The organism is Mycobacterium sp. Dal123C01 (assembly GCF_052566995.1).
The window spans coordinates 232066-258887 of record NZ_CP199580.1 but is presented as its reverse complement, the minus strand read 5'-3'; the positions used below and the strand labels follow the sequence as shown (position 1 = coordinate 258887).

The 26822-nt window shown below is 64.8% G+C and carries 29 protein-coding genes; 20 read left to right on the top strand and 9 right to left on the bottom strand.

Features of this window, described 5'->3' with window-relative positions; all coding sequences use genetic code 11:
• Positions 1–79: 79 nt before the first annotated feature.
• The 12 genes from ACTXG5_RS01190 to ACTXG5_RS01135 all read left to right on the top strand — a co-directional run bounded on the left by ACTXG5_RS01190 (position 80) and on the right by ACTXG5_RS01135 (position 11591).
• Positions 80–1837, top strand: coding sequence for a thiamine pyrophosphate-binding protein (locus ACTXG5_RS01190; protein ID WP_445161962.1), 1758 nt, complete (start codon positions 80–82; stop codon positions 1835–1837).
• The gene (locus tag ACTXG5_RS01185) at positions 1818–2489 is read left to right on the top strand and encodes an SRPBCC family protein (protein WP_445161961.1); all 672 of its coding nucleotides are present in this window, start codon (positions 1818–1820) and stop codon (positions 2487–2489) included. The genes ACTXG5_RS01190 and ACTXG5_RS01185 overlap by 20 nt, the downstream gene beginning before the upstream one ends.
• Positions 2486–3505 carry a 3-oxoacyl-ACP synthase III family protein gene (locus ACTXG5_RS01180; RefSeq protein ID WP_445161960.1) on the top strand — a complete coding sequence of 340 codons (1020 nt, stop codon included), beginning with the start codon at positions 2486–2488 and terminating at the stop codon, positions 3503–3505. The genes ACTXG5_RS01185 and ACTXG5_RS01180 overlap by 4 nt, the downstream gene beginning before the upstream one ends.
• Positions 3505–4545: a pyridoxal phosphate-dependent aminotransferase gene (locus ACTXG5_RS01175; RefSeq protein WP_445161959.1), complete on the top strand. Its 1041-nt coding sequence runs from the start codon at positions 3505–3507 to the stop codon at positions 4543–4545. The genes ACTXG5_RS01180 and ACTXG5_RS01175 overlap by 1 nt, the downstream gene beginning before the upstream one ends.
• A gap of 140 nt (positions 4546–4685) precedes the next feature.
• Positions 4686–5972 carry an FAD-dependent oxidoreductase gene (locus ACTXG5_RS01170; RefSeq protein WP_445161958.1) on the top strand — a complete coding sequence of 429 codons (1287 nt, stop codon included), beginning with the start codon at positions 4686–4688 and terminating at the stop codon, positions 5970–5972.
• Positions 5960–7063, top strand: a complete 1104-nt coding sequence (locus ACTXG5_RS01165) for a methyltransferase (RefSeq protein WP_445161957.1) — start codon at positions 5960–5962, stop codon at positions 7061–7063. The genes ACTXG5_RS01170 and ACTXG5_RS01165 overlap by 13 nt, the downstream gene beginning before the upstream one ends.
• Before the next feature lie 41 nt (positions 7064–7104).
• Positions 7105–8520, top strand: coding sequence for an NAD(P)-binding protein (locus tag ACTXG5_RS01160; protein ID WP_445161956.1), 1416 nt, complete (start codon positions 7105–7107; stop codon positions 8518–8520).
• A gap of 41 nt (positions 8521–8561) precedes the next feature.
• On the top strand, positions 8562–9101 hold the full coding sequence (locus ACTXG5_RS01155; protein ID WP_445161955.1) for an RNA polymerase sigma factor: 540 nt from the start codon (positions 8562–8564) through the stop codon (positions 9099–9101).
• On the top strand, positions 9098–9811 hold the full coding sequence (locus tag ACTXG5_RS01150; RefSeq protein ID WP_445161954.1) for a Rieske (2Fe-2S) protein: 714 nt from the start codon (positions 9098–9100) through the stop codon (positions 9809–9811). The genes ACTXG5_RS01155 and ACTXG5_RS01150 overlap by 4 nt, the downstream gene beginning before the upstream one ends.
• Before the next feature lie 30 nt (positions 9812–9841).
• Positions 9842–10252 carry a cupredoxin domain-containing protein gene (locus ACTXG5_RS01145; RefSeq protein ID WP_445161953.1) on the top strand — a complete coding sequence of 137 codons (411 nt, stop codon included), beginning with the start codon at positions 9842–9844 and terminating at the stop codon, positions 10250–10252.
• 17 nt (positions 10253–10269) lie between these two features.
• Positions 10270–11178 carry a metallophosphoesterase family protein gene (locus ACTXG5_RS01140; protein WP_445164223.1) on the top strand — a complete coding sequence of 303 codons (909 nt, stop codon included), beginning with the start codon at positions 10270–10272 and terminating at the stop codon, positions 11176–11178.
• A complete protein-coding gene (locus tag ACTXG5_RS01135; protein ID WP_445161952.1) occupies positions 11175–11591 on the top strand; it encodes a hypothetical protein in 417 nt (138 codons plus the stop codon). Before ACTXG5_RS01140 ends, ACTXG5_RS01135 begins: the two co-directional genes overlap by 4 nt.
• Here the strand turns inward: ACTXG5_RS01135 and ACTXG5_RS01130 are convergent.
• The 9 genes from ACTXG5_RS01130 to ACTXG5_RS01090 all read right to left on the bottom strand — a co-directional run bounded on the left by ACTXG5_RS01130 (position 11542) and on the right by ACTXG5_RS01090 (position 21750).
• The gene (locus tag ACTXG5_RS01130; protein WP_445161951.1) at positions 11542–12648 is read right to left on the bottom strand and encodes an acyltransferase family protein; all 1107 of its coding nucleotides are present in this window, start codon (positions 12646–12648) and stop codon (positions 11542–11544) included. The two genes, ACTXG5_RS01135 and ACTXG5_RS01130, sit on opposite strands and share 50 nt — an antisense overlap.
• Before the next feature lie 89 nt (positions 12649–12737).
• Positions 12738–13814, bottom strand: coding sequence for an acyltransferase family protein (locus ACTXG5_RS01125; protein ID WP_445164222.1), 1077 nt, complete (start codon positions 13812–13814; stop codon positions 12738–12740).
• Positions 13815–13897: 83 nt separating this feature from the next.
• A complete protein-coding gene (locus tag ACTXG5_RS01120; RefSeq protein WP_445161950.1) occupies positions 13898–15037 on the bottom strand; it encodes an acyltransferase family protein in 1140 nt (379 codons plus the stop codon).
• A 103-nt stretch (positions 15038–15140) separates the two neighbouring features.
• Positions 15141–15749, bottom strand: a complete 609-nt coding sequence (rfbC, locus tag ACTXG5_RS01115) for a dTDP-4-dehydrorhamnose 3,5-epimerase (RefSeq protein WP_445161949.1) — start codon at positions 15747–15749, stop codon at positions 15141–15143.
• A 1-nt stretch (position 15750) separates the two neighbouring features.
• The gene (rfbB, locus tag ACTXG5_RS01110) at positions 15751–16746 is read right to left on the bottom strand and encodes a dTDP-glucose 4,6-dehydratase (RefSeq protein ID WP_445161948.1); all 996 of its coding nucleotides are present in this window, start codon (positions 16744–16746) and stop codon (positions 15751–15753) included.
• 26 nt (positions 16747–16772) lie between these two features.
• Positions 16773–17639: an LLM class F420-dependent oxidoreductase gene (locus ACTXG5_RS01105; protein WP_445161947.1), complete on the bottom strand. Its 867-nt coding sequence runs from the start codon at positions 17637–17639 to the stop codon at positions 16773–16775.
• A 22-nt stretch (positions 17640–17661) separates the two neighbouring features.
• A complete protein-coding gene (locus tag ACTXG5_RS01100; protein ID WP_445161946.1) occupies positions 17662–18513 on the bottom strand; it encodes an LLM class F420-dependent oxidoreductase in 852 nt (283 codons plus the stop codon).
• 38 nt (positions 18514–18551) lie between these two features.
• Positions 18552–20072: an ATP-binding protein gene (locus ACTXG5_RS01095; RefSeq protein WP_445161945.1), complete on the bottom strand. Its 1521-nt coding sequence runs from the start codon at positions 20070–20072 to the stop codon at positions 18552–18554.
• Positions 20073–20082: 10 nt separating this feature from the next.
• Complete coding sequence (locus ACTXG5_RS01090) at positions 20083–21750, bottom strand: FAD-dependent oxidoreductase (RefSeq protein WP_445161944.1); 1668 nt, start codon at positions 21748–21750, stop codon at positions 20083–20085.
• Between the two features lie 258 nt (positions 21751–22008).
• Between ACTXG5_RS01090 and infA the strand changes: the two genes are divergently transcribed.
• The 8 genes from infA to truA all read left to right on the top strand — a co-directional run bounded on the left by infA (position 22009) and on the right by truA (position 26552).
• Positions 22009–22230 carry a translation initiation factor IF-1 gene (gene infA / locus ACTXG5_RS01085; protein WP_046182346.1) on the top strand — a complete coding sequence of 74 codons (222 nt, stop codon included), beginning with the start codon at positions 22009–22011 and terminating at the stop codon, positions 22228–22230.
• 39 nt (positions 22231–22269) lie between these two features.
• Complete coding sequence (rpmJ, locus tag ACTXG5_RS01080; RefSeq protein ID WP_003879483.1) at positions 22270–22383, top strand: 50S ribosomal protein L36; 114 nt, start codon at positions 22270–22272, stop codon at positions 22381–22383.
• 155 nt (positions 22384–22538) lie between these two features.
• Positions 22539–22913, top strand: coding sequence for a 30S ribosomal protein S13 (gene rpsM, locus ACTXG5_RS01075; RefSeq protein ID WP_268130204.1), 375 nt, complete (start codon positions 22539–22541; stop codon positions 22911–22913).
• A 3-nt stretch (positions 22914–22916) separates the two neighbouring features.
• Positions 22917–23333: a 30S ribosomal protein S11 gene (gene rpsK, locus ACTXG5_RS01070; protein ID WP_445161943.1), complete on the top strand. Its 417-nt coding sequence runs from the start codon at positions 22917–22919 to the stop codon at positions 23331–23333.
• Positions 23334–23347: 14 nt separating this feature from the next.
• Positions 23348–23953, top strand: a complete 606-nt coding sequence (rpsD, locus tag ACTXG5_RS01065) for a 30S ribosomal protein S4 (RefSeq protein ID WP_445161942.1) — start codon at positions 23348–23350, stop codon at positions 23951–23953.
• A 76-nt stretch (positions 23954–24029) separates the two neighbouring features.
• Positions 24030–25073, top strand: a complete 1044-nt coding sequence (locus tag ACTXG5_RS01060; RefSeq protein WP_445161941.1) for a DNA-directed RNA polymerase subunit alpha — start codon at positions 24030–24032, stop codon at positions 25071–25073.
• Between the two features lie 32 nt (positions 25074–25105).
• Positions 25106–25696 (top strand): 50S ribosomal protein L17, encoded by a 591-nt coding sequence (gene rplQ, locus ACTXG5_RS01055; RefSeq protein WP_445161940.1) that lies wholly within the window; start codon positions 25106–25108, stop codon positions 25694–25696.
• The gene (gene truA, locus ACTXG5_RS01050; RefSeq protein ID WP_445161939.1) at positions 25674–26552 is read left to right on the top strand and encodes a tRNA pseudouridine(38-40) synthase TruA; all 879 of its coding nucleotides are present in this window, start codon (positions 25674–25676) and stop codon (positions 26550–26552) included. Before rplQ ends, truA begins: the two co-directional genes overlap by 23 nt.
• Positions 26553–26822 lie beyond the last annotated feature (270 nt).

Genomic DNA, 26822 nt, shown 5'->3' with positions numbered 1-26822 from the left:
GTTCGCCGAAATTCGCGTCCGCGAGTGAACCGAAGTCGCTCGCAAGTCGTACTAGTGGCATAACAAGTTAGGTGGGGATATGCCAAGGCAACAGAGGGTGGTCGACCATATCGTCGAGCATCTCGCGAGAATCGACAGCGATTACATATTCGGCGTCGACGGTGCCAACATCGAAGATCTCTACGATGCCGCGCACTTCTGCTCGGACATCACCGCGGTGTTGGCCAAGCACGAGTTTTCCGCGGCCACGATGGCCGACGGGTACAGCCGTAGCGGCGCTGGTTTGGGAGTAGTGGCGGCGACGTCAGGTGGGGGCGCGCTCAATCTCGTTCCGGGCCTTGGAGAATCATTGGCCAGCCGGATACCGGTGTTGGCATTGGTCGGACAGCCCGCGACCACGATGGACGGTCAGGGCAGCTTTCAAGACACCAGTGGCCGCAACGGTTCATTGAATGCCGAGGCGCTATTTTCTGCGGTGTCGGTCTTCTGCCGGCGGGTGTTGACGCCCACCGACATTCTTTCGGCGTTGCCCGACGCTATCGCGGCGGCGCGAACCGGTGGTCCGGCAGTATTGTTGCTGCCCAAGGATATTCAGCAGGCGAAGGTCGGCGTCAACGGCGACCGTGGTGCTGGCCGGGGTGGTCTCGACCGTCCGGGAGCGTGCATCGGTGATCCACATGCGATCGTGCGGGCTCTGCGCCGAGCGGATGGACCTATCACCATCATCGCCGGCGAGCAGGTGGCTCGCGACGACGCCCGGTCCGAACTCGAGGAGCTGCGGGCCCTGCTGCGCGCCCAGGTGGCATGTGTGCCCGACGCCAAAGATGTAGCCGGTACACCAGGTTCCGGTTCGTCGTCAGCGCTCGGTGTGACCGGTGTGATGGGCCATCCCGGTGTGGCTGCCGCGGTGGCAGCCAGCGCCGTGTGCCTAGTGGTCGGCACCCGACTGTCGGTGACCGCCCGCGCTGGCCTCGACGACGCGCTCGCGGCGGTGCGGACGGTCTCAATCGGCTCGGCGCCCCCATACCTGCCGTGCACGCACGTGCACACCGAAGATCTGCGCGGATCGCTGACGATGCTGACCCGGGCGTTGTCCGGGGACGGGCGCGCAAGGGGATTGCGCGTGCCCGATTTCGTCGCAGGCACCGAACTCAGTCCGCCCCCCTTCGCCGGTGCGGGTGTGCGCTACCGCGATGCCATGGTCGTGCTCGATCGCGTGTTGCCCGACGGAACCGACATCGTCGTCGACGCCGGCAACACGGGCGCATCCGCAATCCATCACCTCCCCGTTCGCCGGGACGGTCGGTTCGCGGTCGCACTCGGCATGGGCGGCATGGGCTACAGCTTCGGCGCCGGTATCGGGATGGCCTTCGGCCGTGCGGTGAGCAACGGGCCTAGCCGGCGCACCGTCGTGGTCGCCGGGGACGGTGCATTCTTCATGCACGGCATGGAGGTGCACACGGCGGTGCAGTACCGGCTTCCGGTGACTTTCGTCCTGTTCAACAACAACGCCCACGCCATGTGCGTGACCCGCGAGCAGCTGTTCTACGACGACCTGTACAGCTACAACCGGTTCGCTCCCAGCCAGCTGGGAGCCGGTCTGGCGGGTATGTTCCCCGGGCTGTCTTCGGTCGACGTGGCCGACATCGACGCACTACCCGCGGCACTGGAACGGGCAATGGCCGTCGACGGACCGTCGGTGGTCAGCGTCGAATGCTCCGCAGACGAAGTCCCGCCATTCGCGGCCTTCCTGAACAAGCAACCTGCCAATCAGGTTGTCGAACAAGAGATCACAATGACAAAGGAGAACCGGTTCCATGTCCCAAGCAGTGCTTGAAGATATCGCAGTCCATAGCGGCACCACCGAGCCGATCGCGGGAGTGGTCCGTATCGAGACCTCGCCGCTGGAGGAGACCACTCCGCTGTTCATGGCGAAGATGCGGTCGGTGTACCCGCACGAGGAGGTCTTCGGCCAATACTGCACGGTCAACGACTACGTCGACTGCCCGCCCGACGAGCTGTTCGAATACCTTTCTCACACCAACAGCCTCGAGGAGTGGACCTATACCCTGCGTGACTTCACGCCCACCGAGGAGTCCGGGCTCTGGCTGGCCTACGACCGGTTGCTTCCGGACACCAAGATCTACACCCGCACGGTGGCCAACGCGCAGGCCCGTACCGTCGACTACCACTGCGCCTGGGACCAGGGTGAGCACCTGTGGATGATCTACCTGATGCGGGTCCTCGACGCGCAGGTAGTGCTCGGCAAGCCCGGTTCCGTTGTGCTGTGGACCAATTGCCGTCACGCGTTCTACGACGACAACCCGCATCCCGAGGCCGGGCCGCCGGAGCGCGAGGGCTGGGTCGGCGACTTCTGGGACATCTTTGGTGCCGGTCATGCGCTGGAGCTGAACAACCTCAAGTCAATCGCCGAGTACCGCCACCGCAATGGACTGCCGATCACGCCGGAATGGATGAAAAAATCATGAACCAACCCACCGTTAGCCTGACCGACCTTTCCACCTATCTGCCCGGGGAACCCATCGGCGCCGACTACTACGCGCAGTTCGCCGGCTCGGACGACCTGGCGGCCAACCTGATGTTCCGCGCGCCCAAGTTCCGCCATCACGTCGGGCCGGACGAAACCGCGACCGACATGGTCGAGCGCGCCGCCCAGGGCCTGATCGAACGGCACGGCCAGGACGTCCTTGCCAACGTCGACGTGCTGATCACCCACACCCAGGCGCCCGACCTGCCGTTCTACGGTGGGGGCGGCGGCATCGCCCACCGCTTGGGCATGCGTCCTAACTGGGTCTTGGATCTGCACAACGGCGGTTGCGCGGCGTTCGTGCTCGGTCTCAAAGTGGCCCGCCAACTGCTCGCGTCCGGACAGGGCCGCACCGCGCTGATCGCGGTCGCCCAGAACGCCGCGGGACAAGTCTTCGATCAGCCAGGGGTGCGCCGCAAGGCGCAGGCGGCGGTGCCCGGCGACGGTGCCGCGGTGGGCCTGGTCACGCTGTCCGACCAGTCACCCATTCTCGATATCGAGTGCCGCACCTACGGCGAATATGCGGGCGAGATGACGCTGGCCTCGGACCCGGCCCGCAAGTGGTGGCAGCCCGGCACCGGTGAGCTCTCCATCGGTTTCACCGAAACCAAGATCGCCAAGGTGCTGGCCCGCGGCAATCGGCAGGTCCCAGAAGTGGCGCTCGCCGTCTGCGATCGAATCGGGTTGTCGTCCAAGGACATCGACCTGCTGGTCACCAATCAGCCAAACCGGGTGTTCCTGCGAAACTGGCGCGAGGCGCTCGAGGTGGCGCCCGAACGTCACCGCGACACCTTTGACGAGTGCGGCAACCTGTTCGGCGCGGGCATCCCGATCAACCTGGATCATGCGATATCCGACGGTCAGGTCAAGACCGGCGATGTCGTGATGATGGCCGCCTTCGCGCACGCCGGTGATTTCGCGGGTGCGGCGGCGGTCCGCTGGGGCGGACGAAACTGATGCAACCTTTGATGGAGGCGAGCCCCGTGACCGGGGATATCCTCGACGCGCTGCCGGACGCGATCGATTCATTCGCGTTGTCGCTCAACGAGAACCCGTTTCCGCCGCTTCAGGCGGTGCGCTCGGCACTGATCCGTTCAGTCGATGCCGCCAACCGTTATCCGGAGTTCCTGCCCGAACGCCTGCGCCACTTGATCGCCGGTCACATCGGGGTCAGCGACGAGCAGGTCGTGCTGGGAGCAGGTGCTAGCGGGGTGGTGATGCAGGTCCTGCATGCGGTGACACGGCCCGGTGATCGGATTGTGCTGAGCGAACCGACTTTCGACGGGTATCCGATCTTCACCCAGATGGCCCACCTGAGCGCGGTCACTGTTCCGCTCGACGAGCGCGGCCACCACAACCTGGAGGCAATGGCCGATGCCGCGGCGGACGCCAAGGTCGTCGTCTTGTGTCGGCCCCACAATCCGACCGGGACCCTGGAATCCGTCGCAGATGTGCATCGATTCCTGCGGCGCGTACCGGACGACACGGTTGTGGTGCTCGACGAGGCTTACATCGAGTTTGTCGCCCCCCAGCACCGCATCGACGGACCGGGTCTGATCCGGTGCTTTCCGAATGTCGTTGTATTGCGCACCTTTTCGAAGTCATACGGGCTGGCCGGCCTTCGCATCGGGTACGGGTTCGCGTCCCCAGAACTGGCGAAGATGTTGTGGAGCATGCAATTGCCGTTCGGAATGGGTATCACCAGCCTGGCGGCAGTCGCGGCGTCCTACGACGCCGAAGACCAGTTGCAGCAACGCATTCTGCGAATCACCGGTGAGCGCGATTACTTGTGTCGGCGACTTCGGGCGATGGGCGTATACACCACCGACGGGCACGCCAACTTCGTCTACCTGCCGGCTGTCGGGCGCCCCTGGCGAGAGGTATTCGCCGACACCGAGCTGAAGGCCCGCTACTACCCTGACGGCGCCGCTCGGATCACCGTCGGAGGCCGCGCGTCCACCCAAGCGGTATTGGCCGCAGTGGCAAAGTCGGGCTGACCAAATCGAGTCCTGGGTTAGCAGAAGGAGGTTCGAGATGAATCCGTTGCTGATGGTCTACTTTTCAGCAGGCGCGTCGTTCGCCGGACTTGGCCTGCTGAAGCTGCAAGCGCGACTTGAGCTTTGGGCTTACCAACGGCATGCAGAGGATTGAAGTGAGTCGTCAATTGAGGCACGGGGACAGAACGAGGCGGTCGCTTCGGGTCCTTGTCGTCGGCGCCGGCGTGGGGGGCATTTCCATCGCTCGGGGATTAATGCGCGACGGACATGACGTCACCGTCTTCGAACGGCGACCGGATATGCAGGCGGCTGGTGGCGCCGTGACTATCTGGTCCAATGGCGCAACCGTTCTGGAGCAGCTGGGGGTCGATATGGAGGGGGCCGGTCAGCCGCTCTCCACCCTGCGGGTCGCCACACCCACGGGTCGCCCCGTCGCCACGTTAGACCTGACTGCGATCGCGGACGGGCTGGGCGCACCCGTTCGGATGGTCCCACGTCGAGTCCTGCTTGACCGCCTGCTGGAAGGCTTTCCGGTCGATCGCATCTGGTGCGATGCCCGAGCGGTCGGGGTCGTCACTACGCAAAACGGAGTTCGGCTCGAATTCGACGACGGCAGCTTTGCCGAAGGAGATCTCCTGATCGGTGCCGACGGCCTGCACTCGATGGTTCGTGACACCGTCGGCGCGCAATCCGCGGAGCCGACCGGCTGGTGCAGCTGGCAGGGACTGGTCACCCTTCCACACATCGCCGAAAAGCAGGTCGCACAAATGATTATCGGCGAGCACGGAAGCCTTGGCCTGTGGCCGGCTGGAGGTTCGGATCTGCAGTGGTGGTTCGACTTGCCGTGGTCGCCGGACTTCGTCAGGCCGGTACATCCGATCGAGCTGATCCGGTCCCATTTCACCGGATGGTCCGACTTGGTCGATCGCGTGCTCGCGACATTGACCGACGAAGATCTGGCCCCTTCGCCGTTCCCGCATTTTCGGCATCCGATCCCCCGCTCGGGCCAAGGCGCGGTGACGTTGCTCGGCGATGCCGCACACACGATGCCGCCCACCCTTGCGCAAGGGACCAATCAGGCGCTGCTCGACACGATGGTGTTGTGCAAGGCCCTTTCGGATTTCACCAAGGGCTCTGACGGGCTGGGCGGCAGCGACCGTGATCTGCCCAGTGTGCTGCGCTGGTACGAGAGCACCAGGCGACGCCAGGTCAAGGCCGTGTCCTGGGTGACCACCTTGCAGGTATCGCGCAGTGAGTCCGCGCTGAGACCGGCGGCGATGATCTCGGACCGGTTCATGACCTGGGTACTGACCAGGTTTCTGCGTTCGGTAAGTCACCGCCGGATATCCGCCGAGATCGGCCGAGACCTCGGTGCCGCGACGAGCCCCCACTTTGTCGAAGCCAGTGAAAGCCAATGCATAACTTGAACAAGTCGCCTACCAAGGTGCCACCCGCGAAGCTGGCCCGCGTTGTCGAGTGGATTCGCCATTACCTGAATCGGCTCCATCAACGGCTGACACCGGCGCCGGCAGCAATGATGGAGATGATTGTTTCCACCTGGACGTCGCAGGCGATCACGGTGGCGGCCCAACTCGGTGTCGCCGATGCTCTCGCCGACGGCCCGCTGCCGATCCAGGAGCTGGCCGCCCGGGTGGACGCAGACGCGGACGCGCTAACCCGGCTGCTGCGGGCCTTGATCAGCAAAGGCATCTTCCGTCATCGGCGCGACGGACGCTACGAGCTGAATTCCCTTGGCGCCACCCTGCGTTCGGACGCACCGAGCTCGATGACATGGGCGGCGCAGTTCTACGGGTCTGCCGAGCAGCGCGAACGCTGGACCCTGATGGTGGATTCGATCCGAACCGGGAGTTCGGTCGTCCCGGGATTGCGCGGTATGGAGAGCTTCGACTACTTCGCCGGTCAGCCCGAGCTTGCCGAACTTTTCAACCAGACGATGACGAGCGTCTCGGAGCTGACCGATGGGCCGGTGGTCGCCGGTTACGACTTCAGCGCCTACCCCACGATCGTCGACGTGGGCGGTGGGCACGGCCCACTGTTGGCCGCCATCCTGGCGGGGGCGCCGGCTTCGCGCGGCGTCCTGTACGACCTGTCGTCGGTTGTTGCCAGCGCCCCAAGCCTGTTGCGTGAGCACAAGGTCGCCGACCGGGTACGTATCGCGGAGGGGTCGTTTTTTGACCGCGTCCCAACCGGTGGGGACGCCTACATCCTCAAGAACATCATCCACGACTGGTCCGACGCACAGGCGGTGCAGATCCTGCGTAACGTTCGTAAAGCGGCCGGCCCCCGAGCCACGGTGCTGCTGGTTGAATTGGTCATCCCCAAGCACGACCGTGACTTCCCGGGCAAATGGGTGGATTTGGAGATGCTGCTGAATTTGGGGGCCCGCGAACGCACTGCCGCCGAGTACCGAGACCTGCTCAGCCAAGCCGGACTCCGGATGACACGGGTGGTGCAAACCGCTTCACCCCTCAGCGTGGTCGAGGCGCGAGCGGCGTAACCCAGGTGTGACGCCGGCGCGTGGGGTTAGCCTTTACCCCGATGCACACCATCGAGGCCGACTATCTCGTCGTCGGCGCCGGCGCCATGGGCATGGCGTTCCTCGACACGCTGGTCTCTGAGACGGAGGCCCGCGTGGTGGTGGTGGACCGCAACCATGCGCCCGGTGGGCATTGGACTACCGCGTATCCGTTCGTCCGACTGCATCAGCCGTCGGCATTCTATGGCGTCAACTCGCTAAGCCTCGGCCGCGGCACCATCGATCAAGCCGGCTGGAACCAAGGGCTCTACGAACTAGCGACCGGCGGGGAAGTCTGCGCCTACTACGACCACGTCATGCGCCAGCAGCTGTTGCCGACGGGGCGGGTCAGCTACTTCCCGATGAGCGAGTATCTGGGTGCGGGCCGCTTTGTCACGCTGGCCGGGACCGACTACACCGTCAACGTGACGCGCCGCGTCGTTGACGCCACGTACATGCGCGTGCTGGTTCCCGCGATGCGCCCGCCGCCTTACCCGGTCGCGACCGACACCACGTGTGTCCCGCCGAACGACCTGCCGAGGCTGCCCGCGCACGAGCGCTACGTCATCGTCGGGGCCGGCAAGACCGGCATCGACACCTGCCTGTGGCTACTGGGCCACGGGATCGAGCCGCATCGGCTGACCTGGATCATGCCGCGCGATTCCTGGCTGCTGGATCGCGCGGCGATGCAACCCGGATCGCTGTTCGCCGACCTGATCAAAGCCCGATTTATCGCGCAGCTGCGGGCGATCAGCGACGCGGTGTCGGTCGATGATCTGTTTTCCCGGCTCGAGGATGCCGGCACCGTGCTGCGGATCGACCCGGCGGTCCGGCCCACGATGTACCGCTGCGCGACCGTCACCCAGGCCGAACTGGACCAGCTGCGACGCATCGGCGATATCGTTCGCAGGGGCCACCTGCGGCGTATCGAGACCGACAAGATGGTCCTCGACGACGGTGAGGTGGCGATGGACGGGCGCGCGCTCTACATCGACTGCACCGCCGACGGTGCCGAAAAACGCCCTGCCACTCCGATTTTCGATACCGACCGCATCACGCTGCAAAGCGTGCGCGGGTGTCAACAAATATTCAGCGCCGCGCTGATCGCGCATGTGGAGGCGGCTTATCCGGATGACATCGCGAAAAATCAGCTCTGCGCGCCGTTGCCGCACCCCGACACCGATCTCGACTGGGTGCGCATCGCGCTGGCCGACTACGGCAGTCAACTGCGCTGGCTCGATGACCCGGACCTGACCGCCTGGCTGTCCGCGGTGCGCCTGGACCTCTTCGGTCATCTGATCGGGCAGCTGCTGCCGTCGGCGTCGGTGAAGCCCCGGGTGCGGGAGCGGATGCTGGGCATCGCCAAGTCAGTGCTATCGGCCACCGCAGCCAAGCTCGACGAGCTCGTCGTCGACGGCGCTTCGCTCGCCGCACCCTGACTGTGTAACCCCCGGTGCTATTGATCGGGTGAGGGAGGCATGTGACAGCACAGAACGAACCCGCGGGCCCGCGCCCCCTGCGCGCGGTGCCCAACGACGGCTACACCAACTGGGAGGCCGTGTACCAGGACAACGTGACCTGGGTGTACCGGACGCTGTTCGCCCGGGTCGGCAACCGGGCGGATGCCGAGGACCTCACCACCGAGGTGTTCCTCGCGGCGCTGCGGCCGCTGCGCCTGACGGCGAGCGTCGGTGAGGTGCGCGCATACCTACGCGCCACCGCGCGAACCGTGCTGGCCGCGCACTGGCGCGAGACCCTGGGTCGGGAGATAACCTCGATCGAGGATATTGAGCAACCACCCGATAGCGAGGAAGCGATCAGCACCGCCCCGGCGCGCGTCGCTCAGGTTCTCGACAAGCTGCCGGACCGCTATCGTCAAATTCTGGAATTGCGTTTCCTGCATGGTAATTCGATCAAGGAGTCTGCCGCGGAACTCGGAATCAGCGTTGCCAATGCCAAAGTGCTCCAACATCGCGCTCTGCGACTGGCGGCACAGGTCAACGATGGGGGCCAGTCATGAACGCGCGAGGGTTGCGCCGCTACGTCGACGATCTGCTGCGGGGGCGCCGGCCGAAACCGTTTGCGCCCGACGACTTTGAGGCCGCGCAGATCCGCACAGCGATCGAGCTGCGAGCAGCGCGAGAGGGCCCTGACACCGAGGCCGCCCCGCGTCCGGAATTCCTGACCGACCTGCACCGGCGTCTCGCCGAACAAATGGCCGGCCCGCCCGCCGAACCGGCGCCCAAGCCAAACACGACGCGGCGCCAGGTCATCGTCGGCACGTCGGCCGCGGCGGCCGCTGCGGTCACCGCGGTCACCATTGATCGAGCCGTGACGGGAAACCACACCGAAGGCCCTGCCCCCGATACTGCGGCCGGACAACTCACGCCCAACGACGGAAGCTGGCAGCGCGTGGCGGCCAGCTCGGACGTACCCGATGGTCGCATGCATCCGTTTGACCTCGGGTCGGTCAGCGGATTCGTCCGCCGCGTCGATGGCAAGCCCCAGGCCGTTTCCGGGGTGTGTACCCATCAAGGGTGCCGGTTGTGGTTCGACGCCCCAGAGGACAGATTGCGCTGCCCCTGCCACTCAACATCGTTTTCTCCTGGCGGCGAAGTGCTCACCCATCAACTGCCGATTTCCCCAAAGCCGTTGCCTACACTGATAGTTCGCGAGGCCAACGGGATCATCGAGGTGTTCGCCCCGCCGCACCCCGAACAGCCGGCCTAAGCGATGTAACCAACCGCGCTATCTCTTGGCATGAAGATCGCCAAGCTTCGAAAACATTCGGTCGCGGTGGTGGCAGTCAGCTTGGTGCTGGCCGGTTGCTCGGCTTCGCGGCCCAGTGCGCACCCGTCGGTCACGCTGAGCCCGGATGCCGGCGCGACGCCGTCGATCACCGCACCGGCAGTGCCGGCCAGCGGTAACCACGTCACCATCGACGGCTTCGCGTTTGCCCCCGCGACGCTGACGGTTGGCACGGGCAGCACGGTCACCTGGACCAATCGTGACGAGGAACCCCACACGGTGGCCGCGAGCGACGGTTCGTTTCGCTCGCCCGGCATGGGGACTGGGGCCACCTTCGCCCACACCTTCGCCACCGCAGGGACTTTCGACTACGTCTGCTCGATTCATCCGATGATGCGCGGCACCGTGGTGGTGACGCAGTGAACCGCGACCCGAACACGATGAGTCGCCGTCAGCTGATCCGGCACACGGCGTGGTTCGGGGCGGCGGTCGGGTTCACGGTGGCCGGCGGCGAGGTGATCTCACATGTCGCCGGCGCCGCGGCGGCCGAGCGCGCGCGTATCCGGCCCGCCCTGCGGTTCGCTCAGGTCAGCGACAGCCATATCGGCTTCACCGGTGCGCCCAACCCGGACGTGTCCGGCTCGTTCGGCCACGCGATCGATCAGATCAACAACCTGGGCTACACACCGGATTTCGTCATACACACCGGCGACCTCACTCACTTGTCCAGCCCCGGCCAGTTCGACCAGGTGAAGCAGATGATGAGCGGCCTGAGGACGCCACATGTGTTCACCGTGCCGGGGGAGCACGACTCGGTCGACGATGCGGGGCAGAAGTACCGAACCGCCTTCGGCGCGGGCTCGGCCGGTGACGGGTGGTACAGCTTCGACATCGCCGGTGTTCACGTGATCGCACTGGTCAACACGTTGAACCTGCGCAAGCTCGGACATCTGGGCGTCGATCAGCTGGAGTTCGTCGAGAAGGACGTCGCGCGGCTATCGAGCGATACCCCGATCATCGTGTTCAGCCATATTCCATTGTTCGCGATGTACCCGGACTGGGGCTGGGGCACCGACGATGCCACCCAGGCGCTCAGCTACCTGCGCCGCTTTGCTTCGGTGACGTGTATCAACGGGCATGTCCACCAATTGTTTTCCAAGACGGAAGGCAACGTGGCGTTCTACAGCGGGACGACGACCGCCTACCCGCTGCCCCATCCCGGTGACGGCCCCGCGCCCAAGCCGATGACGCTGCCGGCCGGAAAGCTGCACGACGCGCTGGGCATCCGCGAGGTCAGCTACACCAAAGGCGAGACGACTTTGGCGTTGAAAGAGCAGAGGCTGCAATGAATTTGACAAGCATCGTGGTCCGGATCGGCTTCGCTGTGTCCTTGCTCAGCAGCGCCGCCAGCCACGCCTACCTCTACGTCCATGGCTACCAGTACATTCCGATGATCGGCACGGCGTTCCTGATCCAGGCCAGTGTCTCGTTCGCGGTGGCTGCACTGATCCTTCTCGGCGGTCCCTGGTGGCTGCGCTGGACCGCGGCCGCGATAGCCGGCGGCTCTGTGGTCGCCTTCGCTCTGTCCAGAACCACCGGACTCTTCGGCTTTACCGAGCATGGCTGGGATCCCTCGCCGTACGCGGCGATCAGCGTGGGAGCCGAAATGTTGACCGTGCTGGTGTGGGCGTTCTCGGGTGACCGCGGTGGGGTCAGGATCGACTGGCTTCGGCGAGCTCGGCACCAGACCACTTCGGTGTGAGCCGAGATTTCAGAGACTGGGAGGGCTTCTCTATCACGAACCAGCTCAGCGCGGCCAACGGTAGCGTGGCGGTGGTCGAAATCGCGAAAAACAGCAAGGGATTCAAGCCGGAAAGCCCACAGACGGCTAGCAATTGCTGAATCGGAGATGCGTAAATGTAAGTGCCGTAGGAGAGGTCCGTGCGCAATATCAGTCGCTTGTTTTTGATCAGCGAACCCGAAACGATCACGGCATACGCCAGCGCAACACCGCCGACCACCCGGTAGTCAGGCAGCAGGCTCGACGTTATAACGATGAGCACGCTGACCGCGACGAGCGACCACCGAGCGGGAATCACATCTCGCCACTGATACAGCAGCGCCCCAGCCGAAAACATGATCGCGAAGCGCGCAGCGAGCTGGAAGTTGGTCCATTCGCCGGGAAAGGTAAGCGGCGGCAACAACATCGCCCCAAGCACTGCGAGTGTGAAGATCGCAGGAGTTAGCCACCGTCGATTCGCAAGTCCGACCAGGCCGATAGTGGCGACGGCGAGATAGCACAACACCTCCCACATCAGCGTCCACACGGAAGCGTTCCAGACGCCGGCGTCTGGAACCTTGAGCGGTGTCCCACCGATATCCAGCTGAAGCGCCGACAACAGCGTGCTGTTTTTCACAACGTACTCGATTGGCGCGCTGGACAATAGCAGCTTCAGGGCCGGGCCACCCTGAATCGCCAGACTGAGCGGGGCGAACACGAACGCGGTGACGATCAGACAGGCGTAGAGCCCGGGAAGGATGCGAAGGGCTCGAGCGAGGAGAAAGTCGCGCAGTTGCGGGTTACGCAGCCAGCTCGAGGTGATCAGGAATCCGGAAAGCGCAAAGAACCCGTCAACCCCGACCGAGAAAAGGAGCTGGAGAACCGGCCTGGACGACACGCTGTGGCCGGTGACGGAGAAGGAATGCCACAGGATCACCTCGGCCGCCAGCGCCAATCGGAAAGCGTTCAGCGCGTTGGCTCGTGGATCGAATACCTGCCCCAGCGTCGTTCGCGTTCGCCCCGCGGTCCCCGATCCCATGCCACGCCATCATAGCCACACGGCCGGGCCTCGCTTGCTGCCCTCGGCGGCGCTCTGCGGGTGGGCTGACGCCGCAGCAAAGACGGGGACTAGGCCGAACGGTCGGCCTCGGAGAGCTCGGAGGCAGGCTTCCGCTTGAGTCGAGATTTGAGAGATAGCGCAGGCTTTTCCACGACGAACCAGCTGAGCGCGGCGAGCGGCAAGGTTGCTGCCGTGGCAATGCCGAAAAACACGAAGGGGTTCAGGCTGGCGAGTCCACAGACCGCCAGCAACTGCTGGGTGGGAAATGCGTAAATGTAAGTGCCGTAGGACACATCCGTACGTAACCTCAAGCGCTTGCTTTTGATCAGCGAACCCGAAACGATCACGGCGTATGCCAGCGCAACGCCGCCGAGTACCCGGTAATCAGGCAGCATGCTCGACGCTAGAACGATGACCACGCTCACCACGACGAACGACCATCGCGCCGGAATCGTGTCTCGCCATTGATACATCAGGGCGCCGGCCGAAAACATAATGACGAAGCGCACCAGCAGCTGCGGAATAGTCCAGACGCCGGGAAAGGTAAGCGGCGGCAGCAGCAACGCGCCCAATACCGCCAGTCCCAAGATCGTAGGAGAAACCCATCGGCGATCAGCGAGTCCGACGACGCCGATGACCGCAATGGCGAGGTAGCACAACACCTCCCAGACGAGGGTCCACAGCGAACCGTTCCAGAGGCCGGCAACCGGAACGTCGCGCGGTGTTCCGCCGATATCGAGCTGCAGGTCCGCCAATAGTGTGCTGTTGTTGAGGATGTACCCGAACGGCGCGCCAGACCGTAGCAACTTCATCGGCGAACCACCCTGAACCGCCACGCTGATCGGGGCGAAGACAAACGCGGTCACCACCAGGCAGACGTAGAGCCCAGGCAGGATACGAAGGGCTCGAGCGACGAGATAGTCACGCAGCTGCGGGTGGCGCAGCCAACTCGCGGCGATGAGAAACCCTGAAAGCGCAAAGAACCCGTCAACCCCGACCGAGAAGAGAAGCTGGACAACAGCCCTGGACGACACGTCGTGGCCGGTGATGCGGAAGGAATGCCACAGGATCACCTCGGCCGCCAGCGCCAATCGGAACGCGTTCAGCGCATTATTTCGTGGATCGAATACTTGCCCGAGTTTCATCCGCCCCGACATCCCGTAGTCGTTCACGTTGTTGGCGTTATCGTATCGCCACCGGGCTTTCGGCCTTTGGCAGCTGCCCAGAACTAGGTGGCGCCCGGTGCTTTCGGAGTCGGCGGCTCGCTAACCGGGTCTGCCGAGGTGGCGTCGCGATCGCCGCCGGCGTCGACAACGGCTCCGGCAGTCCACTTCCGCTTGAGACGAGATTTCAGGGCCATCGCGGGCTTCTCTACCACGAACCAGCTGAACGCGGCCAGCGGCAGAATGGCCGTCGTTGCAATGCCGAAAAACAGGAAGGGATTCAGGGTGGCAAGTCCACAGACCGCCAGCAACTGCTGGGTGGGAAATGCGTAAATGTAAGTGCCGTAGGACAGGTCCGTACGTAATGTCAACCGCTTGTTTTTGATCAGCGAACCCGAAACGATCACGGCGTACGCCAGCGGAACGGCACCGACCACCCGGTAGTCAGGCAGCAGGCTCGACGCTAGGACGATGACTACGCTCAGCGCGACCAGCGACCAGCGCGCAGGGATCTTGTCTCGCCACTGATAGATCAGGGCTCCGGCCGAAAACATGATGGCCGAGCGTGCCGCGAGCTGCGGGATAGTCCAAACCCCGGGGAAGGTCAGCGGCGGCAACATCAGCGCTGCCAAGACTGCGAGCGCCAAGATCGCAACAGGAACCCATCGTCGATTCGCAAGTCCGACCACGCCGATGGCGGCAACGGCGAGGTAGCACAGCACTTCCCAGATGAGCGACCACAGAGAAGCGTTCCAGATGCCCGCATTTGGAATCTTCAGCGGTGTTCCGCCGACATCGAACTGAAGCACCGCAATCAGTGTGCCGTTTTTCAAGACGTATTCGATTGGCGCGCTGGACAGCAGCAGCTTCAGGACCGGGCCACCCTGAATCGCCAGACTGAGCGGGGCGAACACGAACGCGGTGATGATCAAACAGGTGTAGAGCCCAGGCAGGATGCGAAGAGCTCGGGCGACGAGATAGTCACGAAGGTGCGGGTCGCGGATCCAACTCGAGGTGATCAGGAATCCAGAGAGGGCGAAGAACCCGTCGACCCCGACCGCGAAAAGGAGCTGGAGAACGGGCTTGGGCGAGATTTCGTGGCCCGTGATGGGGAAGGAGTGGAACAGGATCACCTCGGTCGCTAACGCCAAACGGAAGGCGTTCAGTGCATTTTTCCGCGGATCGAATACCTGCCCGAGCTTCATCCGCCTCCGTCCGTGGTCCGCGCCTAGCGCTGTGGGCGCCATCGTAGCGTTACCGAACGGCTGACAAAGCACATTGGCGCCCCCGCACCGAGCGAGCGTGCGACTATTCGCTGCGCATGCCGTTGATAAAGCGCTGTGACTCTTCCCAGGTGGGCAGGAGGCCCGCGGCGCGCACGTCGTCGAAGCCGGGGGCGGCGGCATCGCGGTCGGACAAACTCGGGGCGGCGCCATCGACCAGCGGCCAGTCGATGCCCAGGGCCGGGTCGGTGGCACAGATAGTGTGCTCGCGCTGCGGGCTGTATTCCGCGGAGCACAAGTACATCACCGTCGAATTATCTTCCAGCGCAAGGAATCCGTGCCCGAGGCCTTCCGAGATGTACATCGTCCTGCGATCGGAATCGTCGAGCAGGACCGAGTCCCACTGCCCGAACGTCGGTGAGCCGACCCGGATGTCGACCACCACGTCGAACACCGCGCCGCGCACGCACGTCACATATTTGGCCTGGCTGGGCGGCAACTGGGCGAAATGCAGGCCACGCAGCACACCGGCGGCTGACACCGAGCAGTTGGCCTGCTGCACATTCAACCCGTGACCGGCAAAATCCTTGAATCCATGGTCGGTGAGCCATTCGAAGAACATCCCGCGGGAATCGCCGTGAATTTTCGGGGTGAGTTCCCAGGCGCCGGGGACTTTGAGTTCGCGAGCTTCCATATCACTGACCCCGTTCTTCGTAGCGGGCTTCCGATGCCTCTTTCAGTGGACGCCACCACGATTCGTTGGCCCGATACCAGTCGATGGTTTCGCGCAGGCCTTCCTCGAAGTCGGTATGCTTTGGTGCCCAGCACAATTCGTCATACAGCAGAGACGGGTCGATGGCGTACCGCAGGTCGTGGCCGACGCGGTCGGTGACGTGGTCGAAGTCGTCGGGGTCGCGACCCATCATCGAAAGCAGCGTGCGCAGCACGGTCAGGTTGTCGCGCTCGCCCTCGGCGGAGATCAGATAGGTCTGGCCGATCTGGCCCTTGTCCAGGATCCGCCAGACCGCGCTGTTGTGGTCATCGACGTGGATCCAGTCGCGGACGTTGGCGCCGGTGCCGTACAGCTTGGGCCGCCGGCCGGTGAGCACGTTGGTGATCTGACGCGGGATGAATTTCTCGATGTGCTGATACGGCCCGTAGTTGTTGGAGCAATTGGACAGGGTCGCACGCACCCCGTACGACCGCACCCAGGCCCGGACCAGCATGTCGGCCGCGGCTTTGGTGGCCGAGTAGGGGCTCGACGGGTTGTAGGGCGTCGACTCGGTGAACCGCTTCGGGTCGTCGAGTTCCAGGTCGCCGTAGACCTCGTCGGTCGAGATGTGGTGCAGGCGCACCCCTTGCCGCCGTACCGCTTCCAGGATCGTGTACGTCCCGACCACGTTGGTGTGCAGAAACGGCTCGGGGTTGTCCAGTGCGTTGTCGACGTGACTCTCGGCGGCGAAATGCACGACCGCGTCGGCGTCGGCGATCAGCCGGGACACCAGCTCGGTATCGGTGATGTCGCCCTCGACGAGGGTGATGGCATCGTCGACGTCGGCCAGCGAGTCGCGCCGGCCCGCGTAGGTCAGGGCGTCGAGCACCGTCACGGACACGTCGGGACGCTCGCGCACGGTGCTGTGCACGAAATTCGCGCCGATGAAACCGGCGCCACCAGTGACCAGCAGCCGCATGGTCAAACCCTAACCGAGGGCCGCGGTTAGTTTGCGGGGGTTAGCCCCAGTGGCCCGGCCAATTCGCTCAGCGCGGGCAAGAGCGTCTCTTCGTTGTAACCGCCCAGCACCTGGACCGCCACGTGGTCGGCGCCGGCTTCCAGATGCTCGTTGAGGCGTTTCGCGATGGCCTCCGGGGTGCCGTAGGCCACCACCGCGTCGATCAGACGATCGCTGCCGGGCTTGCGCACGTCGTTTTCGGTGAACCCCAGCCGCAGCCAGTTGTTCACATAGTTGCTCAGACCCAGATAGTGCTCGACGAGGGCGCGTCCGGCGGCCCGCGCTTCGTCGGGGTCGGTGGTGAGCGCCACCTTGTGCTCCGGCGCCAAGAACACCGAGTTGCCGAGCTGTTCGCGCGCCTTGGCCGTGTGTTCCGGCGTGGTCAGATACGGGTGAGCACCGGCGCTGCGTTCGGCGGCCAGCTGCAACACCTTGGGCCCGAGCGCGGCGAGAACCCGCCGGCTGGTCGGCACCAGAGCGTCGTCCAGGGCATCGAGGTAACCGACCAGTGCGGCGTAGGGCTTGACGTACTCCTGGGTGTGCTCGGGGTGGCCGGCCCCGATACCGAGCAAAAACCTTCCGGGAAAGGCGCTTTCGATGCGTTTAAAGGATTCGGCGACGGGCGTTGCCGGGGCCGACCAAATGTTGACGATCCCGGTGGCCAGCTGCAGCGAGCTGGTTTGCGCCAAAGCAGGTTCTACCCAGTCCAGTTCGGCGTCCGGAGATCCGCCGATCCAGGCGGCGCCATAGCCGAGCGCCTCGATCTTGGCGGCCAGTTCGGGTGTGATGGAGCGGGTGCCCAGGAACACGCCGTAGCGGCCCAGGCTGGGCTTGAGTGAAACTGCGTCGGTCATCGAGGTCCCCCTGCGCGATTGGTCACGAGTGGTTCAGTCCGAGTGGCCCTGCCAATTCAGCCAGCGCCGAGACCAGGTTTTCATCTTTGGTCAAGACCTGCACAGGCACATGGTCGGCCCCGGCGGCGAGATGTTCGTTCAGCCGTGCCGCGATCGCGTCGAGGGTGCCGTAGGCCACTACCGCGTCTACCAGGCGGTCGCTGCCCGGCCGGGTGACCTCGTCGTCGGCAAAGCCCGACCGTTTCCAGTTGTTGCGATAGTTGGACAGGTTGAAATACATGTCCAGGGCCTTGCGGCCGACCGCGCGGGCCTTGTCGGCGTCCGTGGTCAGCACCACCTTGTGCTCGGGCGCCAAGAACGCGGATGGGCCGATCAGCTCGCGCGCGTGCGCGGTGTGCTCCGGCGTGGTCAGGTACGGGTGTGCGCCGGCGCTGCGTTGCCCGGAAAGCCCCAGGACTCGCGGGCCCAGGGCCGCCACCACCCGGCGATTGGCGGGCACCCCGTAGTCGTCGAGCCGGTCCAGATATTCGACCAGCGCGTCGTAGGGCTTGCGGTACTCGTTGATCACCTCGCGGTGGCCGACGCCGATCCCGAGCAGGAAGCGGCCGGGGTAGGCCTTGTCGATCCGGTGGAACGACTCGGCTACCGCCTGGGCGGGCGCGGTCCAAATGTTGACGATCCCGGTGGCCACCTGCAAGGTGGTCGTCGCTTCCAGGATGGGCTCCACCCACTCCAGCTCGGCGGGCGGGGAACCGCCTACCCAGACGGCTCCGTAGCCGAGGGACTCGATTTCCTTGGCTTGCTGGGGCGTTACGCCGCGTCCGAACGATCCGAACCGGCCTAGATTGGGCTTGCTTGCAGCAGAGTCGGTCATGACGTCTCCAACCGGGTGCGCGGTGACGCTATTCCTCGCTATTGCGGGGCTGCTACATCCTCATCCACGTCGTCCAGGTCGGCGACGACGGCGTCCGCGGTCGGTGGCCGGTCCAGCGGCAGCAGCACGATGAACCGCGTATCGCCGGGCACCGATTCCACCCGGATGTCACCGCGATGCTTCTTCACGACGATGTTGAAGGCCAGGTCCAGCCCGAGGCCGGTGCCTTCCCCGAACGGCTTGGTGGTGAAGAACGGCTCGAAGATGTGCTCGCGGATGTCCTCGGGGATCCCGGGCCCACTGTCACAGATCTCGACGCGGGCCATGCTCTCGCCTTCCCGGCAGGTGCGGATGGTGAGCGTGCCGCCCTTGTCGCGCATCGCGGCGATCGCGTTGTCGATGATGTTGGTCCAAACCTGATTGAGATCGCCTGGGTAGCAAGGAATTTCCGGAAGCGATTGGTCGAACTCCTTCACCACGGTGACCGCTCCGGGGTCCTTGCCGGCGTCCTTGCTCAACCGGTCGGCGAAGATCGTCAGCGTGCTGCGTAGCAGGTCATGCACGTCGGCCACCTGGAACGGGGCCCGATCCATCTGGGAATACTGCTTCGCGTCGGCGACCAATGCCGAGATCCGTTTGCTCGCTTCCGCGATCTGGTTCATCAGCAGCTCGCTTTCGATGGTGTAGTTGATCCATCGGATCGCCTGCTCCAACGACGTCGTCGCGAGTTCGTCGGTGACCGCGGAAATCCGGTCCAACCAGTCGGTGTCGACGCCGCCTTCGACGAACGTCGGTGCGATATCCCAACCACCGTCGATGCCGTGTTCCTCGAGCCACTCGCCGACCGCGTCCTCTCGGTCGGTGGTCTCGATCGAGCTGAGGTGCTGCGATGTCGACTTGGCGACCTGATCGGCGACCTGCTGTTGCAGCCGCACCAGGGCGCGCATCGCCTCGGCAGTGACGGTGCCATCGGCGAGCATCACCAGCTTGCCGCGCATGCCGGCGATCCGGTCGCGCAAGTCGGCTGCCGCGCGTGCGGTGGCCGCGGCAGGATTGTTCAGCTGATGGGTCAGGCCGGCCGACAACCGGCCCAGTGCCAGCAGCTTCTCCCGGTTGTCGATGATGCGGCGGGTTCGGTCGGTGCCGACGGCGATGCCGTCGAGCAAGTGCACCGCCATCGGGAACTGGTCCTTCATGAACTTGGCGAACACGGGTGCGTCCATCACAAAGAACCGCGACGGTTTGGTCACGTGAACCGACGCGTCGTAGCTCTTCTGCGTCCCGCCGGTGAAGGCCCGCCAGGCACCGCAATACACGCCGCGCTGCGAGGTCCGGTTCGTTTCGATGTCCTGCCCGCCGGAGAGCTTGGACATCGTCAGCTCGCCTTCGATCAGCACGTAGAAGCAGGTCGCCGGCTCACCCTCGACGCAGATCGGGCCCAGTTCGTAGTCCTGGACATGCCCATTCGCGCACAGCACCGCGAGTTGCTCGTCGGTGAGGGCCTCGAACAGGAACAGGGTGCGCAGCTCGTCGGGCTTGCACGGCATCTTGTCGGTCATCCTCAGGCCCCTATGACTCCGCCAGATAACGGTGGACCAGCATCACGGCCATCGACCCTTCGCCGACCGCGGCGGCGACCCGTTTGGCGGACTCGGAGCGCACGTCGCCGGCGACGAATACGCCCGGGACGCTGGTTTCCAAATGATGGGGTGGGCGGTCCAAGGACCAGCCGCACACGTTGCGTAGGTCGGGGCCGGTGAGCAGGAAGCCGTGGTCGTCGCGGGCGAGCACCCCGTCGAGCCATTCGGTGCGCGGCGCGGCTCCGATGAAGATGAACATCCGGGCGCAGGTGACGTCTTCGGTGGTGCCGGTTCGGTTGTCGGCCAGCGTCAGCGTCTCCAGGTGATCGGTTCCGACGGCGCAGTGCACCTCGGAGCAGGTACGGACGGTGATTTTGGGGTTCTGTTCGATCTGCTGAATCAGGTAATACGACATCGACGCCTCGAGCGACGCCGCACGCACCACGATGGTCACCGATGCGGCATCGCGGGACAGAAACATCGCGGCCTGTCCGGCCGAATTCGCACCGCCGATGACGTAGACGTCCTCGTCCTTGCACTCGGACGCGACGGACGTGGCGGCGCCGTAGTAGACGCCCCGGCCGGTCAGCTCGGCACACCCGGTTGCGTCCAGCTGGCGGTAGGAGACCCCGGTGGCCAGGATGACTGCGTGCGCGTCGACGGATCCGCCGTCGGCGAACCGCACGGTGCGCTTGGACCCGTTGATCTCCAGCGTGGTGGCGGTGCGAGCGGTGATCAGTTCGGCGCCGAACTTCTCGGCCTGCCGGCGCGCGCGGTCGGCCAGTTGGCCCCCCGACACCCCATCCGGAAAGCCCAGGTAGTTCTCGATCCGCGAGCTTTGGCCGGCCTGACCACCGGTTGCGGTGCGTTCGATGAGCACCGTGCGCAGACCCTCGGAGGCGCCATAGACAGCGGCGGCCAGGCCGGCGGGGCCCCCGCCGATGACGATCAGGTCGTAGAAGTCCTTGGACAGCTGGGTGGACAGACCGAGCGTGTCGGCCAGTTGTGCGTCGGTGGGATCGACGAGGGGCTCGCCGCGCTCGGTGACCACCACCGGCAGCCGCCGGCCGTCCTCGCCGGCAGCCTTGAGGATCCGCTCACCGGCGGGCTCGTCGGCCATGAACCAGGTGTAGTAGAGCCCGTTGCGGGCCAGGAAGTCGCGCACCTGCCAGGACCGGGCCGACCAGCGGTGCCCGATCACCTTGGTGTGGGGGATCGCGTGTTCGGGTGCGGCTCGCCAGGCCTCCAGCAGCCCGTCGATGACGGGGTAGAGCTTCTCCTCGGGCGGATCCCACGGCTTGAGCAGGTAATGGTCGAGGTCGACGACGTTGATCGCATCGATGGCGGCGTGCGTATCGGCATAGGCGGTCAGCAGCACCCGCCGTGCCGCCGGGTACAGGTCCATTGCCTGCTCGAGGAACTCGATGCCGGACATTTGCGGCATCCGGTAGTCGGCAATCAGCATTGCGACGGCTTCGCCGCGAAGCTTGAGTTCCCGGAGTGTCTCCAACGCGTCGGCGCCCGATTCCGCCCGCACGATGCGGTGCTCCTCGCCGTAGTGGCGACGCAGATCCCGGGCAACCGCGCGCGACACCGCCGGATCGTCGTCAACGGTCAGCATCACGGGTTTGCGCGGTTGCGCATCGGGACGTGTCATCGGCGTCAAGTATGCGCTAGTCAGGCGCGGTGTGGTGGCTCGAGGTGGCGCCCGCGAGGGCTCTGATCGCGGATTTTGGCCACGCCGTCGCAGCGGGTAGCATGGACCGACGGTGCGCCATTCCGCGCCGGCTTTTTTGTGTGTCCGTTCCCAAGGAATTTCCTGTCACCGGCTCACGTTTCAAAGTCGGTGTTAATGCTGTGCCGTTGTTGGCGCAGATGAGAACGAAACTAAACGACGAGGAATCTCTGAAAAGTTATGGCCAAGAAGGAAGGCGCCATCGAGGTCGAGGGCCGGGTGGTCGAGCCTCTACCCAATGCGATGTTCCGCATTGAGCTGGAGAACGGTCACAAGGTGCTTGCCCACATCAGCGGCAAGATGCGGCAGCACTACATCCGCATCCTGCCCGAGGACCGGGTAGTGGTGGAGTTGTCTCCCTACGACCTGTCCCGGGGCCGCATCGTGTACCGGTACAAGTAAAAGCAACCTACGAGATAGACAGACAGGATCGATACGGCCGTGAAGGTGAACCCGAGCGTCAAGCCAATCTGTGACAAGTGCAGGGTGATCCGTCGGCATGGGCGGGTCATGGTGATCTGCTCAGATCCTCGTCACAAGCAGCGCCAAGGCTAATTGCCTTGCTGCCAACACAACTGAATGCAGACCTCCCAATACCAGTGAGCGGATAGGCCGCTCATCCACGTCCGGTCGGAGGCCGGGCCCCGCCGAATTCGACGGGAACGGGTTGGGATCAGACCTCCGCTTAGAAAAAGAGGAAAACGCCACCTATGGCTCGATTAGTAGGCGTCGATCTGCCGCGTGATAAGCGGATGGAGATCGCGCTGACGTACATCTTCGGCATCGGCCGTACCCGTTCCAACGAGATCTTGGAAGCGACCGGCATCGACCGGGACCTGCGCACCAAGGACCTGACCGACGACCAACTGACCCACCTGCGCGATTACATCGAGGCCAACCTCAAGATCGAGGGTGACCTGCGCCGTGAGGTGCAGGCCGACATCCGCCGCAAGATCGAGATCGGCTGCTACCAGGGTCTGCGGCACCGCCGTGGCCTGCCGGTGCGTGGCCAGCGCACCAAGACCAACGCGCGGACCCGCAAGGGCCCCAAGCGCACCATCGCCGGCAAGAAGAAGGCCAGGTAACCCATGCCACCCGCCAAGAAGGCAGCCGCTGCCCCCAAGAAGGGGCAGAAGACGCGTCGCCGGGAAAAGAAGAACGTCCCGCACGGTGCGGCGCACATCAAGAGCACGTTCAACAACACGATCGTGACGATCACCGACCAGCAGGGCAACGTCATCGCCTGGGCGTCGTCGGGTCACGTCGGGTTCAAGGGTTCGCGCAAGTCGACGCCGTTCGCCGCGCAGCTGGCTGCCGAGAACGCCGCCCGCAAGGCCCAGGAGCACGGCGTGAAGAAGGTCGACGTGTTCGTGAAGGGCCCGGGCTCGGGCCGCGAGACCGCGATCCGCTCGTTGCAGGCCGCCGGCCTGGAGGTCGGTGCAATCTCGGACGTCACCCCGCAGCCACACAACGGCGTTCGCCCGCCGAAGCGACGCAGGGTCTAGGAGGAGAACAATCCATGGCTCGTTACACCGGACCCATGACGCGCAAATCGCGCCGGCTGCGCACCGACCTCGTCGGTGGCGACCAGGCGTTCGAGAAGCGCCCCTACCCGCCCGGCCAGCACGGCCGCGCGCGGATCAAGGAAAGCGAATACCTGCAGCAGCTGCAGGAGAAGCAGAAGGCCCGCTTCACCTATGGCGTGATGGAAAAGCAGTTCCGTCGCTACTACGAAGAAGCCACTCGCCACTCCGGCAAGACAGGTGAGAACCTGCTGCAGATCCTGGAGAGCCGGCTGGACAACGTCGTGTACCGCGCCGGGTTGGCGCGTACCCGCCGGATGTCCCGCCAGCTGGTCAGCCACGGCCACTTCAGCGTCAACGGCGTGCACGTCAACGTCCCCAGCTACCGGGTGTCGCAGTACGACATCATCGATGTGCGGTCGGGGTCGCTGAACACCGTGCCGTTCCAGATCGCGCGGGAGACGGCGGGCGACCGTCCGATCCCGGGCTGGCTGCAACTGGTGGGGGAGCGGCAGCGCATCCTGGTCCACCAATTGCCCGAGCGCGCGCAGATCGACGTGCCGCTCACCGAGCAGCTGATCGTCGAGTACTACTCGAAGTAAAGATGTCCTGCACCGCCGGTGCAGGGAACCTAACGGCATCAAATAGCGGGTGCCGAGAAGGAGAACAAGAAACACCATGCTGATTTCTCAGCGACCCACACTGTCCGAGGAAATCCTCACCGACAGCCGGTCCCAGTTCGTCATCGAGCCGCTGGAGCCGGGATTCGGTTACACCCTGGGCAATTCGCTTCGGCGCACGCTGCTGTCGTCGATTCCCGGTGCGGCCGTCACCAGCATCCGCATCGACGGCGTGCTGCACGAGTTCACCACCGTCCCCGGTGTCAAAGAGGATGTCACCGACATCATCTTGAACCTCAAGGGTCTGGTCGTGTCCTCCGAGGAGGACGAGCCGGTCACCATGTACCTGCGCAAGCAGGGTCCGGGCGCGGTCACCGCGGGTGACATCGTGCCGCCTGCCGGTGTCACGGTGCACAACCCCGACATGCACATCGCGACGCTGAACGACAAGGGCAAGCTCGAGGTCGAGCTCGTCGTCGAGCGCGGTCGTGGCTACGTGCCGGCCGTGCAGAACCGTGCCTCCGGTGCCGAAATCGGCCGTATCCCAGTCGATTCCATCTACTCGCCGGTGCTCAAGGTCACCTACAAGGTGGACGCTACCCGTGTCGAGCAGCGCACCGACTTCGACAAACTGATCCTGGACGTCGAGACCAAGAGTTCGATCGGCCCCCGTGACGCCCTGGCGTCGGCGGGTAAGACCCTGGTCGAATTGTTCGGCCTGGCACGGGAACTCAACGTCGAGGCCGAGGGTATCGAGATCGGGCCGTCGCCGGCCGAGGCCGACCACATCGCCTCGTTCGCGTTGCCGATCGACGACCTGGATCTGACCGTGCGGTCTTACAACTGCCTCAAGCGTGAGGGTGTGCACACCGTCGGCGAGCTGGTGTCACGCACCGAGTCCGACCTGCTCGACATCCGCAACTTCGGCCAGAAGTCCATCGACGAGGTGAAGGTCAAGCTGCACCAGCTGGGCCTGTCGCTCAAGGACAGCCCGCCGAGCTTCGACCCGTCAGAGGTTGCGGGCTACGACGTCGCCACCGGCACCTGGTCCACCGAGGGTGCTTACGACGACCAGGACTACGCGGAAACCGAACAGCTCTAAAGCTTTTGAACCCCTAGACAGGAGCGTCTGCAATGCCCAAGCCCACCAAGGGCCCTCGCCTCGGCGGGTCGTCTTCGCACCAGAAGGCTCTGCTGGCCAACCTGGCCACGTCGCTGTTCGAGCACGGTCGCATCAAGACGACCGAGCCGAAGGCACGTGCGCTGCGGCCGTACGCGGAGAAGCTGATCACGCATGCGAAAAAGGGCACGCTGCACAACCGTCGAGAGGTTCTGAAGAAGATCCGCGACAAGGACGTGGTGCACGCCCTGTTCGAGGAGATCGGGCCGTTCTTCTCCGACCGCGAAGGCGGATACACCCGCATCATCAAGGTCGAGGCGCGCAAGGGCGACAACGCCCCGATGGCCGTGATCGAGCTGGTGCGGGAGAAGACGGTGACGTCGGAGGCCGATCGGGCGCGTCGGGTGAAGTCGTCGAAGCCCGCAGCACCCGCGGCTGAGGAGACGCCGGTCGAAGAGGCTGCGGTCGAAGAGGCGCCGGTCGAAGAGGCCGCCGCCGAGGCCGAAGCCGCCGAGGCCGAAGCCACCGAGGCCGAAGCCACGGACCAGGCCGACGAACCCAAGGCTGAGGTCGCCGACGAGGGTGACGAGTCCACCGAGAAGTAGCGAAGACGTCCGTCTTAGGCTCGGCATCGCCTATGACGGAACCGATTTCGCAGGCTGGGCAACTCAGGCCGGGCAGCGCACTGTCGCCGGCGTTATCGGCGACGCGCTGACGACGGTTTTCCGCACGCCGCTACGGCTGTGGGCGGCCGGGCGCACCGATACAGGAGTACATGCCACCGGGCAGGTGGCCCACGTCGATGTGCCCGCCGCCGCCTTGCCGAATGTGTATCCGCGGTCGTCGCGCGCCGGCGAACCGGAATTCCTGCCGCTGCTGCGGCGCCTGAGCCGGTTCCTGCCCGCCGACGTTCGGGTTCTCGAAATCAGTCGCGCACCATCGGGTTTCGATGCGCGGTTCTCGGCGCTGCGGCGTCATTACGAGTACCGGTTGTCGACGGCGGCCTACGGGGTCCAGCCGCAGCAGGCGCGTTACATCACCGCCTGGCCCCGCGACCTGGATGTGGACGCGATGAGCGTGGCATCGCAAGATCTGCTGGGGCTGCACGACTTTGCGGCATTCTGCCGTCATCGCGCCGGTGCCACCACCATTCGCGACCTGCAGCGGCTGGACTGGTCGCGGGAGGGCGATCTGATCACCGCGCACGTCAGCGCCGACGCGTTCTGCTGGCAGATGGTGCGCTCACTGGTCGGGGCACTGTTGGCCGTCGGCGAACAGCGGCGCACGCCGCAGTGGTGTCGTGAATTGCTCGGCGCGACAGAACGATCGAGTGATTTCTCGGCGGCACCGGCACAGGGCCTGACGTTGGCGGGGGTGGACTATCCGCCCGACGACGAGCTCGCGTCGCGCATCCTGATCACCCGGGACCTGCGTGACCGTCGCGATCTTCGCGACACATAAACCTCACACACGACACGCCGAAAGGGAGGTGCGTGGTTTATGTCTCGCGGTTGCCGTTCAGGTCGGCTGGACCGCACAACACGTTTGCGGTGCCGTAGGTGATGCCGAGGTCGGCGCTGATCGCGAAGCCGAGATCCCCACTACCGCGGTGGACCACCGGCGGCAACTGCGTCTTCGAGCGTTTCCCGGGCAGCTGGCGACTTGTCGAGGTCGCTCGCGGCGGTCGTCGTCACACGTCAGTATTCTCCGGGCATGCGACGGCGACCGCTA